The 14,279-nt window shown below is 62.7% G+C and carries 10 protein-coding genes and 1 pseudogene; 5 read left to right on the forward strand and 6 right to left on the reverse strand.

Features of this window, described 5'->3' with window-relative positions:
* Window positions 1-32: 32 nt before the first annotated feature.
* The 3 genes and pseudogenes from CXQ88_RS22330 to CXQ88_RS11935 all read right to left on the reverse strand — a co-directional run.
* A pseudogene (locus CXQ88_RS22330) lies at window positions 33-113 on the reverse strand (recombinase family protein); the annotation flags it as partial.
* Window positions 114-583: 470 nt separating this feature from the next.
* On the reverse strand, window positions 584-2,338 hold the full coding sequence (locus CXQ88_RS11930) for an amidohydrolase (protein ID WP_104044390.1): 1,755 nt from the start codon (window positions 2,336-2,338) through the stop codon (window positions 584-586).
* 49 nt (window positions 2,339-2,387) lie between these two features.
* Window positions 2,388-3,776, reverse strand: coding sequence for an APC family permease (locus CXQ88_RS11935; RefSeq protein ID WP_104044391.1), 1,389 nt, complete (start codon window positions 3,774-3,776; stop codon window positions 2,388-2,390).
* Between the two features lie 363 nt (window positions 3,777-4,139).
* Here CXQ88_RS11935 and CXQ88_RS11940 point away from each other — a divergent pair, with 363 nt between their 5' ends.
* The 4 genes from CXQ88_RS11940 to CXQ88_RS11960 all read left to right on the forward strand — a co-directional run bounded on the left by CXQ88_RS11940 (window position 4,140) and on the right by CXQ88_RS11960 (window position 9,700).
* The gene (locus tag CXQ88_RS11940) at window positions 4,140-5,546 is read left to right on the forward strand and encodes a flavin monoamine oxidase family protein (protein ID WP_104044392.1); all 1,407 of its coding nucleotides are present in this window, start codon (window positions 4,140-4,142) and stop codon (window positions 5,544-5,546) included.
* A gap of 152 nt (window positions 5,547-5,698) precedes the next feature.
* The gene (locus tag CXQ88_RS11945) at window positions 5,699-6,745 is read left to right on the forward strand and encodes an agmatine deiminase family protein (protein ID WP_258061833.1); all 1,047 of its coding nucleotides are present in this window, start codon (window positions 5,699-5,701) and stop codon (window positions 6,743-6,745) included.
* Window positions 6,742-8,460 (forward strand): amidase, encoded by a 1,719-nt coding sequence (locus CXQ88_RS11950; protein WP_104044393.1) that lies wholly within the window; start codon window positions 6,742-6,744, stop codon window positions 8,458-8,460. Before CXQ88_RS11945 ends, CXQ88_RS11950 begins: the two co-directional genes overlap by 4 nt.
* A 517-nt stretch (window positions 8,461-8,977) precedes the next feature.
* On the forward strand, window positions 8,978-9,700 hold the full coding sequence (locus CXQ88_RS11960) for a TetR/AcrR family transcriptional regulator (RefSeq protein ID WP_104044395.1): 723 nt from the start codon (window positions 8,978-8,980) through the stop codon (window positions 9,698-9,700).
* A gap of 126 nt (window positions 9,701-9,826) precedes the next feature.
* Here CXQ88_RS11960 and CXQ88_RS11965 read toward each other — a convergent pair whose 3' ends face one another.
* From CXQ88_RS11965 to CXQ88_RS11975, 3 genes are all read right to left on the reverse strand, one after another.
* Entirely contained in the window at window positions 9,827-11,494 is a 1,668-nt protein-coding gene (locus CXQ88_RS11965) for an amidohydrolase (RefSeq protein ID WP_258061834.1), read from the reverse strand.
* A 32-nt stretch (window positions 11,495-11,526) separates the two neighbouring features.
* Window positions 11,527-12,744 carry an MFS transporter gene (locus CXQ88_RS11970; RefSeq protein ID WP_104044397.1) on the reverse strand — a complete coding sequence of 406 codons (1,218 nt, stop codon included), beginning with the start codon at window positions 12,742-12,744 and terminating at the stop codon, window positions 11,527-11,529.
* A gap of 92 nt (window positions 12,745-12,836) precedes the next feature.
* Window positions 12,837-13,463, reverse strand: a complete 627-nt coding sequence (locus tag CXQ88_RS11975) for a TetR/AcrR family transcriptional regulator (RefSeq protein WP_104044398.1) — start codon at window positions 13,461-13,463, stop codon at window positions 12,837-12,839.
* A 177-nt stretch (window positions 13,464-13,640) separates the two neighbouring features.
* On the opposite strand from CXQ88_RS11975, the gene CXQ88_RS11980 reads away from it, so the two are divergent.
* On the forward strand, window positions 13,641-14,066 hold the full coding sequence (locus tag CXQ88_RS11980; RefSeq protein WP_181037492.1) for a hypothetical protein: 426 nt from the start codon (window positions 13,641-13,643) through the stop codon (window positions 14,064-14,066).
* Window positions 14,067-14,279 lie beyond the last annotated feature (213 nt).

A 14,279-nucleotide genomic window follows, 5' to 3' on the forward strand; every position in this document is an offset into this window, starting at 1 on the left:
ATTGAAGGCGGCAGCCGCTACACCCATGCGGGGGTCAGACCCTGAACCAGGGCACGCAGGTCATCGACATTGCGGGCGAGCCGGTCCATGCTGTGCACGACGACTGTGTTCCCCTGATGGTCCGAGTAGCGGAACCCCGACCAAGAGCGGCAGGGCGGAGTTCCGTGTCCAAAAGTTACACCCGCCGTTGTAGTTCGCTAGGGATGTCACCGACAACTCAAGCAGGCCGACGGAATAAGGATCAGCAAGAGGATGATGTCGGCCCCCTTCCAGCAGTCCAAGCCGAAGAGCCGATAACGGATATTCCGTCAACCTGAGTCGGCCTGCAAACTGATCATGCGGCCGGAACTGGTGGCAACTCTGAGCCGTCCATGGCTGGGGTCCATTCAGGTTATCCGCGGCTGGAAGTGGGAGCCGTTGGGGTAGCTCCCTGGCAGCAGTAGCAGTGGATAAGCAATAAGAATTGTCCCCGGGTGTGGGCGGCGGGACCGCTTCTCCATGGATCGCAGCTTCTAGCCCGTCGTTTCGGAGGGCCAGGTATGGGGATTTGTAAGGTCCACCTGTGCCCTGCCTGGAGCATCTTTCAAGAGTATGAAGTGCACGCGTCGGCTTCGGTTCCCTGGGTCCGATGCTCTGCAGCAGGAGGAGTCTCCTGTGGTGCTTCGGGGGACCCGTGCATGTCCTGATTGTGCTGTGCCCATCCGGGGTGCAAGTACGTCGGTCGTCCCGCGAGCCAGGTTCCGAGGACTTTGATGTCACCGAGGTGATTCTGCTGCACGTGGAGGGGGTCAGCTGAGAGGAGGGTCATGTCTGCATGCATCCCGGGGCGTAGCTGCCCCCATTCATCCTCGGCGAAGGCTTGGTGGGAAACACCGGAGGTGTAGGCTGCCAGTGCTGTTGCGACATCCACCCGTTCGGTGGGGATCCAGCCGCCGGCGGGAAGCTTATCTGGTGTCTGTCTTGTAACAGCAGTGGCCAGCCCGGGGAGGGGATGGTGTCCTGTGACTGGCCAGTCGCTACCGAAGGAGAGCGGGATGCCGGCTTTCGCCAGTGATGCCATTGGATACTGTTGTTCAGCCCGGGGGGAGCCCAGCCGGGGGATGGTCAGCAACTGCATGACGTCGTCGGAACATGCCCATAATGGCTCGAAGTTGGCTACCACCCCTAGCTTTGCCAGGCGTGGTATGTCGTCCGTGTTGATGACCTGAAGGTGGGCGATCACTGGCCTGCGGTCGCGGGGTCCGTTTCGTTGTTCGAGAACTTCCAGGGCGTCCAATGCCATCTGGACGGCCGCGTCCCCTATCGCGTGGAGGTGGAGCTGGAATCCGAGCGCATCGAAGGTGGCCATTGCCTCCTGCAGTTCGTTAGGCAGCCAGTTGGGCAGTCCCAGCTCGCCGGGTGCGTCTCCATAGGGGTCGAGCATGAAAGCCGTGCGGCTTTCGATGATCCCGTCGAGGAAAAATTTGACGGTGTTGGCGGTCAGCATGTGGCTGCCAAGCTCCTGGACCCGGTGGCGCGCCGCATCGAACAGGGCGGGTTGACCTGTCCACTCCTGTGGATCTGCGCGGAACGCGAGATTGACTCTGGTGCTTAGCGCACCGGAGCTCGCCGCGGTCAGATAGGCGGCAACATCTTCGAGTTCAACCCAGGCGTCCTGTACCCAGGTCACCCCTGCTGCTGCGAATCGTGCTGTGGCAGACCTAAGTGCCTCGACGCGGTCTTCCAGGCTGTAGCCCGGTGCAACCTTGAGGACGAGGTCGATCGCGCCGGCCTCCATCAAGGTGCCGCGGGGAGAACCATCACTGCGCCGCACGATTCTGCCCAGCGCTGGTTCCGGAGTGTCACGGTCTATACCGGCGGCGCGAAGTGCGGCCGAGTTTACCCAGACTGTGTGATAGTCCCAGGACTTCAGCACAACGGGACGATCCGGTACCGCGTCATCGAGCCATGTGGCGTCGAAGATCCCCTCGGGAGCGAGCGTTGCATCGTAGCTGGCACCGAGTATCCATTCCTGCTCTGGATGCTCACTGGCCCAAACCCCCACGGCTTCCACAATCTCGGGCACTGATGTGCAGGAACGTATCCTCGGGCCCATCTCTTCCAGCCCGCCAAACAGGGGATGGGCATGGCCGTCCGCGAAGGATGGCGACAGGTAGCCGCCGCCAAGATCAATGGTTTCATCTGCCGGGGATGCGAGGGCGAGTGCTTCAGCGCCGACAGCGACGATGATTCCGTCTTGAACGGCAAGCGCCGATAGATGAGCGGTTTCCTCAGATTCCTTGCGAGGTCCACCATGAGATGGCGCGATGGTGCCGTTGATGAAGAGCGTCAATGTCATGAGGGGTCCTCTTTGTGCTGGTCTTTACAAGTATCGATAGCTGGGGGAGTTAGGCGTCCTCGAGTTGCAGGTGGGGTGTGGGCCGACGGAATCCGTGCGTGAGGAAGGCCAGATATGCCAGGCCCAGGCCAGCCCACGAGAGGCCCAGCGAGAAGGACAAGCCACTCAGGCTTGTCCAAAGCCAAACCGTCAATACAAGGCCAATTCCGGGCAGCAGTAGGTTGTTGATTGCTCCCTTCAGGCCCCGCTCTTTTTGGTTGATGAAGTAGTGCTTGATGACGGAGAGGTTGACTGCAGAGAAGGCCACGAGAGCGCCGAAGCTGATGAGCGAGGAGACCGTTGCCAGGTCGAGAACCAGGGCCAGCAGGGCGACAGCTGAGGTCAGGAGGATCGGAAGTACCGGCGTTCGCCAGCGCGGGTGGAGGCGTCCAAGGACTTGGGGAAGGACGCCGCTTTGTCCCATGGAGTAGATGATGCGCGAAACCGAAGCCTGGGAGGTCAGGGCAGATCCGAGGCTTCCTGCGATGTAAGCAGAAGTGAAGAAGGCTACTAAGAGGTTTCCCCCGGCAGTGGCAACAACTTCGATGGCCGCGGAGTCCGGGTTGGAGAACGTGCCGACTGGAAGCAGGAGGTGACTGATGTACGCCAGGCCCAGGAAAATCAGCCCTGCGACGACGGTAGTGATCATGATGGCGCGGGGGATGCTTTTCTCCGGGTTTTTGGCTTCTTCTGCGAAGGTGGAGATAGCGTCGAAACCAAGGTAGGACAGGCAAAGGATGGCCGCGCCGGCAAGGATAGGTGAGAAGCCCTCCGCTCCGTCGACTCCCGTGAAGGGGGCAAGGAGATCAACCCGGCCAGATCCAGCAACGGAAACGCAGGCGAGGATAACGAACAAGACGATGAACAGACCCTGCAGTCCCACGACGACGTAGTTGCTTCTGGTCACCGCTGTGATCCCGACAATGTTGAGCAGGGTTATCGTCGCGATGGAGGCGCAGATGAACAACCAGGCGGGAATGGCCGGGAAAGCTGCGTTTAGGTAGATGCCGATTAGAAGGTAATTAATCATCGGCAGAAGCAGATAATCGAGCAGCAGCGACCAGCCGGCCATGAAGCCCAGACCAGGGCTAAAGGATCTTGTAACGTAGGTATAGGCGGAGCCTGCGAACGGGAACGCCTTGGCCATCCGTCCATAGGAACGGGCTGTGAAGAGCATGACCGCCAAAGCGGCGGCGTAAGCCGCTGAGAGCCGCCCGCCAGTCAGTTCTACGACGATTCCGTAGGTGCTGAAAATGGTCAACGGCACCATGTAGACGAGACCCAGTAATACCAACGTGGGAACCCCGAGCACACGGCGCAAGCCGTTGCCCGTTCCCTTAGCCGCGGGACTCGAACTGTTCCTTGGGAGGAGAGGGTGGGTATCGGAAGAGGAGCTCATGATGGTTCCTAAAGAGTTGGGCCTCGGTAACCGGCCAGCAAGCGCAATTGCGGGGAAGTTCGGATGCGCAAGGAAAAGCTTGAGGGAAGTTATCGTCCTCGACTACCTCCTGCATACGCTGCCGACTCTTAGTCGGTCCCCTTGTCGCATCTAAAATGAATGGGGTTCATTTAGTAAATCAGTGATGTCAGTCACCGTCAAGCGCAGGCTGGAGTGTTTGTCCGCCGCCCCGCGACGAGGATCGGATCTTCGTCGAAGCTAGCCTCGTGCGGTCAAAACCCTTGAATCATCGCCGCAGTTCCACTAAAATGAATACCATTCATTTTATCGTCTCCATACTGCGGGGATCAAAGAGAGGGCATCATGCTGAACCTGAATCGCGACGTCGTGGTCGTTGGAGCCGGGCCGTCCGGACTTACCGCAGCCCGTGAATTGAAGAAGGCTGGCCTGAGTGTCGCCGTGCTTGAGGCACGTGACCGCGTGGGCGGCCGCACCTGGACCGATACCGTCAACGGCGCCATGCTGGAAATCGGCGGCCAGTGGGTCTCGCCGGACCAGACCGTACTCCTGGACCTCCTCCAAGAACTGAACCTGGAAACCTACCCGCGCTACCGCGAGGGCGAGTCGATGTACATCGGTACCGACGGTGTTCCCGTCCGTTATACGGGCGACTCGTTCCCAGTAGATCCGGAGACGAAAGCGGAGATGGACAAGCTGACCGGACTTCTGGACGGGCTGGTAGCCGAGATCGGTGCCACCGAACCCTGGGCGCATCCCAAGGCTCGCGAGCTGGACACCATCTCCTTCCACCACTGGCTGCAGCTGCACTCCGCCAACGAGGAGGCCTGCAACAACATCGGCCTGTTCATCGCCGGCGGTATGCTCACCAAGCCCGCCCACGCGTTCTCCGCCCTGCAGGCCGTGCTGATGGCAGCGTACGCGGGCTCCTTCACCCACCTCACCGACGAGGACTTCATCCTGGACCGCCGCGTTGTCGGCGGCATGCAGCAGGTCTCCCTGCTGCTCGCGCAGGAGCTGGGGGACGACGTCGTCCTTAACTCCCCGGTGCGCACCATCAACTGGGAGCCGGATGCCGACGGCGGACACCGCGTCACCGTCGTCTCGGAACGGGCCACTGTGAACGCCCGGTTCGTGATCATGGCCGTGCCGCCCAACCTCTACTCCCGCGTCTCCTTCAACCCGCCGCTGCCGCGCCGCCAGCACCAGATGCACCAGCACCAGTCACTCGGCCTGGTCATCAAGGTCCACGCCGTCTACAGCCGCCCGTTCTGGCGGAACTCCGGCCTGTCCGGCACCTGCTTCGGCGCCGGCTCCCTCGTCCAGGAGGTCTACGACAACACCAACTTCGGCGACACCCGGGGCACCCTGGTGGGCTTCATCTCCGACGAAAAGGCCGACGCCGTCTTCGAGCTGAATGCCGAAGAACGCAGGAGCGCCATCCTGGAGTCCATCGCCGGGTTCCTCGGAGCCGAAGCCCTCGAGCCCGAGGTCTACTACGAGTCCGACTGGGGCTCGGAGGAGTGGACCCGCGGCGCCTACGCCTCCAGTTACGACCTCGGCGGCCTCCACCGCTACGGCAAGGACCAGCACGCCCCCGTCGGCCCCATCTACTGGTCCTCCTCCGACCTTGCGGCCGAGGGCTACCAGCACGTGGACGGTGCCATCCGCATGGGCCGGCAGACCGCTGCACGCATCACCGAAGAAGCAGGTGTAACGGCTGAAGCCGGCCTTACGGGAAGCCTCAGATAACCCCGACGGCTTCCAGCCCGGCTTTCGACAGGTAAAGCACTAACGCCTCGCCATCGCTCACAAGTGCAAAGGCGTCCTGAATCCTAACCAAGAGAACTGCAGAAAATCACTTGAAACCAGATCAAGCCCCAGTCCAAGCCACTAACACGGAGATGGCAACCACCCGCATGCCTGCCGAATGGGAGGTCCACCACGGCACCTGGATGGCCTTTCCGCCACCCAATGAAACCTTCGGTCCGGCAGGAAGCCCAACCCTGGACCGCGCCCGGGGTGCCTGGTCCACTGTCGCATGCACCATCGCCCGCTATGAGCCGGTTACGGTCGTCGCCGATCCGCGCGATGCCACCGCCGCCAAAGAGTGGCTGGGCGACGAGATCACCGTAGTGCAAGTTCCACTCGACGACGCGTGGCTGCGTGACAGCGGGCCCACGTTCGTCCACCAACCTGACGGCTCGTTGGCCGCCGTCGACTGGCTCTTCAACGGCTGGGGCGCACAGGAGTGGGCCGCGTGGAAAAATGACCAGGACGTGGCACGCGCAGTGGCCGCGGAGGTTTCAGTACCGGTCCGGCCCAGTCCGCTGGTCAACGAGGGCGGTGGGTTCCACGTGGACGGTGAAGGAACCGTGCTGCTGACCGAGACGGTCCAACTGGACCCGGGACGCAACCCCGGCGCGACCAGAGAATCAGTTGAAGCCGAAATCCACGCTGCCTTGGGCACCACCAAGGCCATCTGGCTGCCGCGCGGCCTGACGCGCGACTACGACGAGTTCGGCACGCGCGGCCACGTTGATATCGTGGCTTCCTTCGCCGGCCCCGGCACTGTCCTACTGCACCGCCAGGACGATCCTGCCCACCCTGACCATGCCGTGTATCGGGAACTTTCCGCCGTCCTCGCTGGCGAGGTGGATGCCAGGGGCCGTCCCCTGCGGATCATCGACGTCCCGGCACCCACCGTCCTTAGAGACGGCGAAGGGTTCGTGGACTGGTCTTACATTAACCACTATGTGGCGAACGACGTGGTGGTGCTGTGTGCCTTCGGCGATCCCCACGACGTCATTGCCGCGGGCATCCTGGAACGTGCCTATGGGGGCCGGACGGTGGAACTGGTGGACGCCCGGGACATCTTCGCCTTCGGCGGCGGCATCCATTGCATCACCCAGCAGCAGCCGGCCCTCGCAAGGAAAGGCTCCCCGGCGTGAGCCTGTTCAAGGTCGTGGAAGCCAGCATCAGCCAGCTGAGGGCGGCGCTGGAGGCAGGTGAGGTCACCAGCGAGGAGCTCGTGCGCCTTTACCTGCAGCGGATCGAGAAGTATGACTCGTCTGGCATCTGCCTGAACGCGCTTGTAGTGATGAACCCGGACGCGCTGGATGACGCAAGGGCGTCGGACGAGCGCCGCGCCGGCGGAACTGTGCTGGGGCCTCTCGACGGCATTCCCTACACTGCCAAGGACAGCTACCAGGCGCGCGGCCTCACCGTCGCCGCAGGGTCCCCGGCGTTCAAGGACCTGGTGGCCCAGAACGACGCCTTCACCATCGAGCGGCTGCGTGCCGGAGGCGCCGTCCTCATCGGCCTTACCAACATGCCCCCAATGGCCAACGGCGGGATGCAGCGCGGTGTCTACGGCAGGGCGGAAAGCCCCTACAACGCCGCCTACCTCACGGCAGCCTTCGCTTCCGGATCCTCGAACGGTTCCGGTACGGCCACCGCCGCCAGCTTCGCCGCCTTCGGTCTCGCGGAGGAAACGTGGTCCTCCGGCCGGGCGCCGGCGTCGAACAACGCCCTGTGCGCCTACACCCCTTCACGCGGTGTGATCTCCGTCCGCGGCAACTGGCCGCTGGTCCCCACCATGGACGTGGTGGTTCCCCACACCCGCACCATGGACGATCTTTTGGAGGTCCTGGACGTCGTGGTGGCGGACGACGCCGAGACCCGCGGGGACTTCTGGCGGGTACAGCCCTGGGTCCCGCTCCCCAAGGCATCCGAGGTTCGCCCGGACTCATACCTGGAGCTGGCGGTCCCGGACCGGGCCGCAGCGGAGCGCGTCCTGACCGGCAAGCGCATCGGAATCCCCCGGATGTACATCAATTCAGACCCGGACGCCGGCACCGCACCGGCTCCCGGCATCGGCGGCCCCACTGGCCAGCGGATTGACACCCGGGCCTCCATCATCGACTTGTGGGGCGCGGCGCGCCATGATCTGGAAGCCGCGGGCGCCGAGGTCATCGAGGTGGACTTCCCTGTGGTCTCGAACTACGAGGGGGATCGCCCCGGCGCCCCCACCATCGCCACCCGCGGCCTGGTGTCCCCGGACTACCTGCGCCGCGAAATCGTGGACCTCTCCGCCTGGGCATGGAACGACTTCCTCGACGCCAATGCGGACCCGCACCTCAACCGCCTTGCCGACGTCGACGGTGCCGCGATCTTCCCGGCACCGGACGGATCCCTGCCGGACCGCTATCACGGCTTCGACGACGACATCAGCGACTACCCCTCCTGGATCCGGAAAAACGGTGCGCCGTCCCTGACGGATATCCCCCACCTCCGGGAAGGGCTTACCGGACTTGAGGAAACCCGCCGGATCGACCTGGAAGAGTGGATGGACGGGCTTGGCATCGACGCCGTCGTGTTCCCCGCGGTTGCGGACGTCGCGCCCGCGGACGCCGACCGGAACGAGGCCTCCGCGGACTTGGCCTGGCGCAATGGGGTGTGGGTGGCGAACGGGAACCTGGTTCCCCGGCACTTGGGCATCCCTACCGTAACGGTTCCCATGGGCATGGCCGAAGACATCGGCATGCCGGTGGGCCTCACCATCGCCGGCAGGGCCTACAGCGACACGGAGCTGCTGCACCTGGCTGCCGCCTTCGAAGCCACCGGCAGCCGCCGGCTCCCTCCGCCGCGCACCACTTCCCACTAATAGAAAAACCGCAAGCCCTACGCTGGACCGCTGGGCGCGGGTAACAAATCGTCACTATTTCAGAAGCAAAATTGGAAGGGGCGCAATGCCGCCGGAAACGCGCAACGGGACCCATCATGAAGCTCGGGACATCACCGCGCTTCTGGGACAGAGGGTACAGGTCACGGAATCAGGAGTCGTTATCCGCGAGGGCAAGGTTGAAGCCATTACGGAAGCAGGCGACCTGCTCTGGATTTGCGCATCGGGGTGCGATCGCCGAGCGATATACGGCCCCGCCCTCGGTCACCGGGTCTTTCCGCTCCCGGACGCGGCTGTGTCATAGCCGGGTTCACACTTGTCAGCTCTCCAAGGAGCGGCGCTCGAGGCCCCCAAATACCGACGAAGCCACCAAGCAACGGTCAATTGAGCTTCAGGTATAGTCCTTCGAACAATGGCCGCCACTTAGAGTTCGAGTCTGTTGAAGAGGTCAAGTCTCCGCCCGCAACAGGCCTGCAAGGACAAAGAGAAAGGGCAGGCGATGCCCGCACCATCAACCCACCCGGAGTCCGCCTCCCATGACGAGACCCGGTCAAGACGCGTCGGCCGCCCCTCTACAGCCGTGCTGGACAAGGATCGGACCACGAGGGCGGCCCTTGAGTTGATCAACCGCAGGGGATACAGCGGCTTCACCATGACAGCACTGGCAAAACTGCTCAACGTTGCGCCATCGGCCCTTTATAACCACGTGGCGGCGAAACGGGATGTCCTGTTATTGGTGCAGGACCACCTGATGGCTCAAGTGGATATCTCCAGATTTGACATTACTGCGTGGGACAATGCTGTCCGAATCTGGGCCTGGAGTTACAGGGACGTTTTTGCGCAGCACACTCCACTGATTCCGGTGATCGCCGTCCTGCCGGTGACGGATGCCCCGCATACTCTCGCCATGTATGAGGTGGTCAGTAAAGCGTTTCTTCATGCCGGATTCCCGCAGGAGCGGATCGTTTCTGCGATCGTAGCGTTGGAATCCTTCATCTTCGGGTCCGCCTACGATGTCACTGCACCCCCAGACATATTTGAGCCCGGTTCAATGGCCGATACCAATCCAAGCTTCGCTGCAGCGGTCAGCAGCTCAGCAGAACATGAATCTCGCGGCCGAGCCGATGACGCATTCTCGCTCGGTCTCGGAGCCCTAATCTCAGCCATCGGGAATTGGCAGGGCAGCAGGCGGAATCCACTAGAGACAGTGGGGCGCGGATGATGGCATTTACGGACAGCAGCGGGGACGGCCGACGCGGAACAACGTTTGGACCAGGCGGCGCCGGCTCTGTCCAGGGCGGGCTTTCCGCCTGGTCCACACGAAACCATGGGGCGGGAATGCCATGCTTCAGGCGGGCTGGCTGAGGGCGTGCCCGCCTTGGAAGGGGGCAGCTGTGGTGGTGCCGGCGTGGAAGGCCACTTTGCCCCCAACGACGGTCATGCGGGCCTTGTTTGCCAGTAGTTGTGCAGGCTCGGCGGCCAGCGGGTTGCTGTCCAGGACAGTGAAGTCTGCCAGGTAGCCGGCCGCGATGCGGCCCTGCCGGTCCTCGGCCCGGCAGGAGAACGCGGCGTCACGGGTCGCATGCCCGAGCGCGTCAGCGAGGTTTAGGGCGTACCCGGGCAGGTTGGCTTCAAGGGTGGGGTTCAGGGCGGAGAGCCGGGTTGATGCGACATACAAGTTGGGCAAGGGCTGGTGGGGGGCGGTGGGCGCGTCGGTACTGAGGGCCAAAGTTGCGCCGGCGTCGGTGAATTCGGTCCAAGGGTATGCCCTTTCAATGCGGTGGTCGCCGAGCATGCTTTGCCAGTTCTCCTGGATGGCAGGATCGGCGTGGACAGGCTGCATTGAAGCCACGACGCCGAGCGCTGCAAGGCGCTTGACGTTGGCTTCGGTCACCGTTTCGAGGTGTTCGATGCGATGCCTGCGGTCTCTTGGGCCGTTGCGGCGGCCGGCCTCCTCCAGGGCGTCCAGGGCTATGTCGGAGGCCTCGTCGCCGATGGCGTGCAGTGCTATCTGGAGCCCGGCTGCGTCGGCGGCCGCTACGACGGGGGTCAGGGATTCGCGGTCCCAGATGGGTTCGCACGAGCTGCCGTCGGCGTAGGGCTCCTTCATGGCGGCTGTGCAGCTGTCAATGACACCGTCAACGACCAATTTGATTCCACAGATCTGCAGCCAGTCGCTGTTCAGCTCGGTGGCCAGAGCGGCGGCTTTATGCACTTGGGCGACGTTCGCGGCCTCGGATTCGTGGCGGGACACCAGGATGTGCCCCTTGACCCTGATCGGGAGTGTGTTGTTGTGCCGTGCCAGGGCACGGCGGAAGGCTGCGAGGTCATCGTCCTGGACCGCCATGTCCACAGCTCCTGTGACGCCGACGGCGAGGTAGTTGGTGAAGGCCTCCTCCAGCTGGGCATCCCGGTCCTTGTCGCTGGTGTAGGCGGCGAGGGCAGGCCAGACGATCTGCTGTGTTGCGGTCTCATACAGCATGCCGTCGGCTTTCCCGGTTAGCGGGTTCCGGCCGATGCGCCCGCCGATCGGGTCGGGGGTGTTGTCATCAATTCCCAGTTCCGCCAGGGCGGCGCTGTTTACCCATACCGAGTGCAGGTCGTTGGCATCCAGGTAAACGGGCCGGTCAGGTACTGCTTCGTCCAGCAATTCCTTGGTGGGTTGTTTTTCGTCCAGTGAACTGTAGAGCCATCCGGCGCCCAGGATTCGTTGCGCGGCGGTGCTGTCGGCGGCCTCCCGAAGGCAGCGCTGAAGATCAGCAAGGTTGGATGCCTCGCGCAGCGGGACCTTTTGCAAGGCCTGTCCCATCATTAAAAGGTGTGTGTGGGCGTCGATGAACCCGGGAAGGACAAAGCCGCCACCGAGATCCACTTCAGTCGCACTCTCTCCTGCGATCTGTCGTGCGTCGGCTTCCTTCCCTACGTGAAGGAAGCGGGACCCTTCGACTACGAAGGCGTCGGCGAGGAAGCCTTCGGCGGTGAAGACGGTGGCGTTTGTATACAGCGTGCGAGGCAAGGGAGTGCTTTCTTCGGGGGAGGGGCGGGACATCAGGCGATCGCCGCCTGGTTGATGTCGTGGGAAGGGTCGTTGGCGCTGGCCTTTTCGGTCCGGACCGACAGCCTGGAAATGAGGAGCAGCGGAACCATCAGGACCACTGTCATGCCGGCCAGGACATAGCCGAGGACGTCGTAGCCGGCGGTGGCCGAGACGAACGTTCCGAAGAAGGGAGCGAACGAAGACCCGACCAGATAGACCCCGAGGACCGGTGCGGACCAGCGGCCCGCCGCGTCCAGGGCAGCTGCGATGGCCACAATATAGATGAATGCCAGCATGTAGAGGGTGTTCCAGGCGATGATGACGGCCATGTACCAGCCGGGATCAGTGACGATTCCCGAGAGCATCTTCAGGGCAGCGCCGGCCAGCAGGGCCACCGCCAGCGGTATTGTCCGGCCAAGCCGCCGCCCGGCCAGGCCCACAAGACCGGAGGCGATCAGTCCGCCTAAGGTCGACAGGCTCAGGACCAGTCCCATTCCGGTTTCATCCAGCTGCGCTTGGTCTGCGCCCATGGTGGCTGCGACAGCCCACAGTGAGTCTTCGCTCAAGGCCCACAAAGCGAAGCATGCAAGCAACCCGAATCCTGCCAGGGCGGTTGTCCTCGAGGTCTTCTTGGGCTGGGAGACCGCCGGGATGGCTTGGGTCGAGGGGCGGTCCGGCAGCCAGGCGGTGGTGAACAGGGCGGCCAGGGCCAGGCCCGCCAACAGGCCAAATGCGCTGCTCATGCCCGCGCCCAGAACAGGGATGACGAAGAGGATAACCGATACGATTGCACGGTTCGTGAATCCGCTGATGCCGGATGCGCGGTCAGGATTGCGAAGAGCGCCCAGGGCAGCACCGCCAGCCGAAACCGCTCCGCCGGCTCCAAGCCCGCCCAGGAGGACGCCGGCAATGACAACGGGCGCGGACGGGATGAAGGCAGCAGCGCCGAAGCCCGCCGCGGTCAACACGAGTCCGGCCCGGGCGATAAGGTACCTCCCGTTCCGGGACGCCCACTTCGACGTCAGGAGGCAGGTGAGCGCACAAGCGAGGAGCGAACCCGTCATGAGTGTCCCCGCTTCAGTATCTGAGAAGCCCGGTTCTCCTGTTAGGGCGACGATCATGACCGGCACCAGTTTGGCGGTCATGAAGCCCACCACACTGATGCCGAATACCGAGATGGCCCGCGTGGCGGTCAGGGGAACACGCCCTGTTTCGTGGTCCTGGGACATGGACAGCTCCTTGCTGGGATGGAGTGAAGACCGTCACAAAATGAATGGTCTTCATTTATTATGAGGATGACACCTCGCCAGCACAAGGGTTTTTACGAAAGGGTTTCAGAAACTCTTCCTACGCCTTGACGGAGCCCGGCAAGGAGCACCTCCATTCCAAAGGCGAAGGCAGCATCGGACCGTCTTGCAGGAGGGCCGAGGTTCGCGATGACCGCGGAAAGCGCGGGAAACTGGCCTGGCGGGGGAGACCAGACGACTTCCGGAGCGGTAAGCTCCAGGGCAGATCCGAGAACGAGGTAGTCCACGGTACTGATGGCAGGAACCACCGCGGAAGTTGGCAGGCCAGCCTTCCCCAAAACGATAACCATGTCCTCGTAAATGCCCATTACGGCCAGATCCCGAATTGTCTGGGTCACCAGGAGCGGCACCAGCCGGGGATGCTCCAGCAGGCCGTCACGGTAACCCTGCGCCAAAGTCCGAAGCGCGTCCTCCCATGAGAGGTCCTCAATATCGAGAGGCGCCCGACTGGAAAAAACGCGTCCGCGCATGAGCTCGACGATGTGCTCACGGTTCTCGATGTAGTTATAGAGGGCGGACTGACTGACCCCCAGCTCCTTACCGATCTTAGGGAAACTGAAGTCTCCATAGGCATCCACCAGTGACAGGGCAGCACTGACAATGGCATCGACGGACAGAAGTGGCGATCGCGGGCGCGGCATGGGTCTCCTTGGCAGGATAGGGTCCTTTCAATCTAACTGGCCTTTCCCCTTGCGGATGCCATCAGTAGGATTCCGCTCACGTATCCACTGGACTGCGTGACCTCTCGACATAAGCGTGCTGTTCTACGCCGGCCCGCCTATACCTTCGCGGGCACATATGCGGCTAGCAGAAGTTGGATGTCCTGGTTTGGCCGGGCGAGTTTTACCACCATGTGGCTCACCTGGCGGTACACCCTTTCTGCCTTCCTCGTACCGTTCATCTTTGTTCTTTCCGGCCCGGGCATAGGTTTGCTCATGCAAGGTGGAATCGGAACCATCGCGTTGGCACTTGGCGTTTCCCTGCTGGCTGTAGCCGCACTTGCCGTAGCCACGGGAGCCTGGATGTTTGGCCCAGCGCGGTGGCCCGAGCGGGTACTTTGCGGGCTCGGTTCCCTGCCGCTGGTAACGCTTGACCCGCTTTACATCACCATTGGCATAGCCCTCACTACTGTTGGGGTCCTGGTGCATTTGGTCGGGTTGAAAATGCGTCGCAACGGCCATCACAAAGAGTCCAACCATGCCGGATCATCCGCAGCCGCTACCCCGGGCACGGCTACGAATTAGGAGGGTCTTCGGCACCCATGTCCCCCTATGCCTACTGCAGAGTGCATAGGACGCCATTCCACGGACCGGGATAGGGCACAACGCCTTTGCCGATGTTGGACTGTTGACCTCACAGAAAGCTGCTTGGTAGGAAGGTGTGAAAAACTGGGTACCTGATCATTTGAGGGAGTATCGAGAGAACGTGCCACCACACAGCGTTGCCGAAGCCTCAGC

Source organism: Arthrobacter sp. ZGTC412 (assembly GCF_002929215.1).
Classification (GTDB): Bacteria; Actinomycetota; Actinomycetes; order Actinomycetales; family Micrococcaceae; genus Arthrobacter.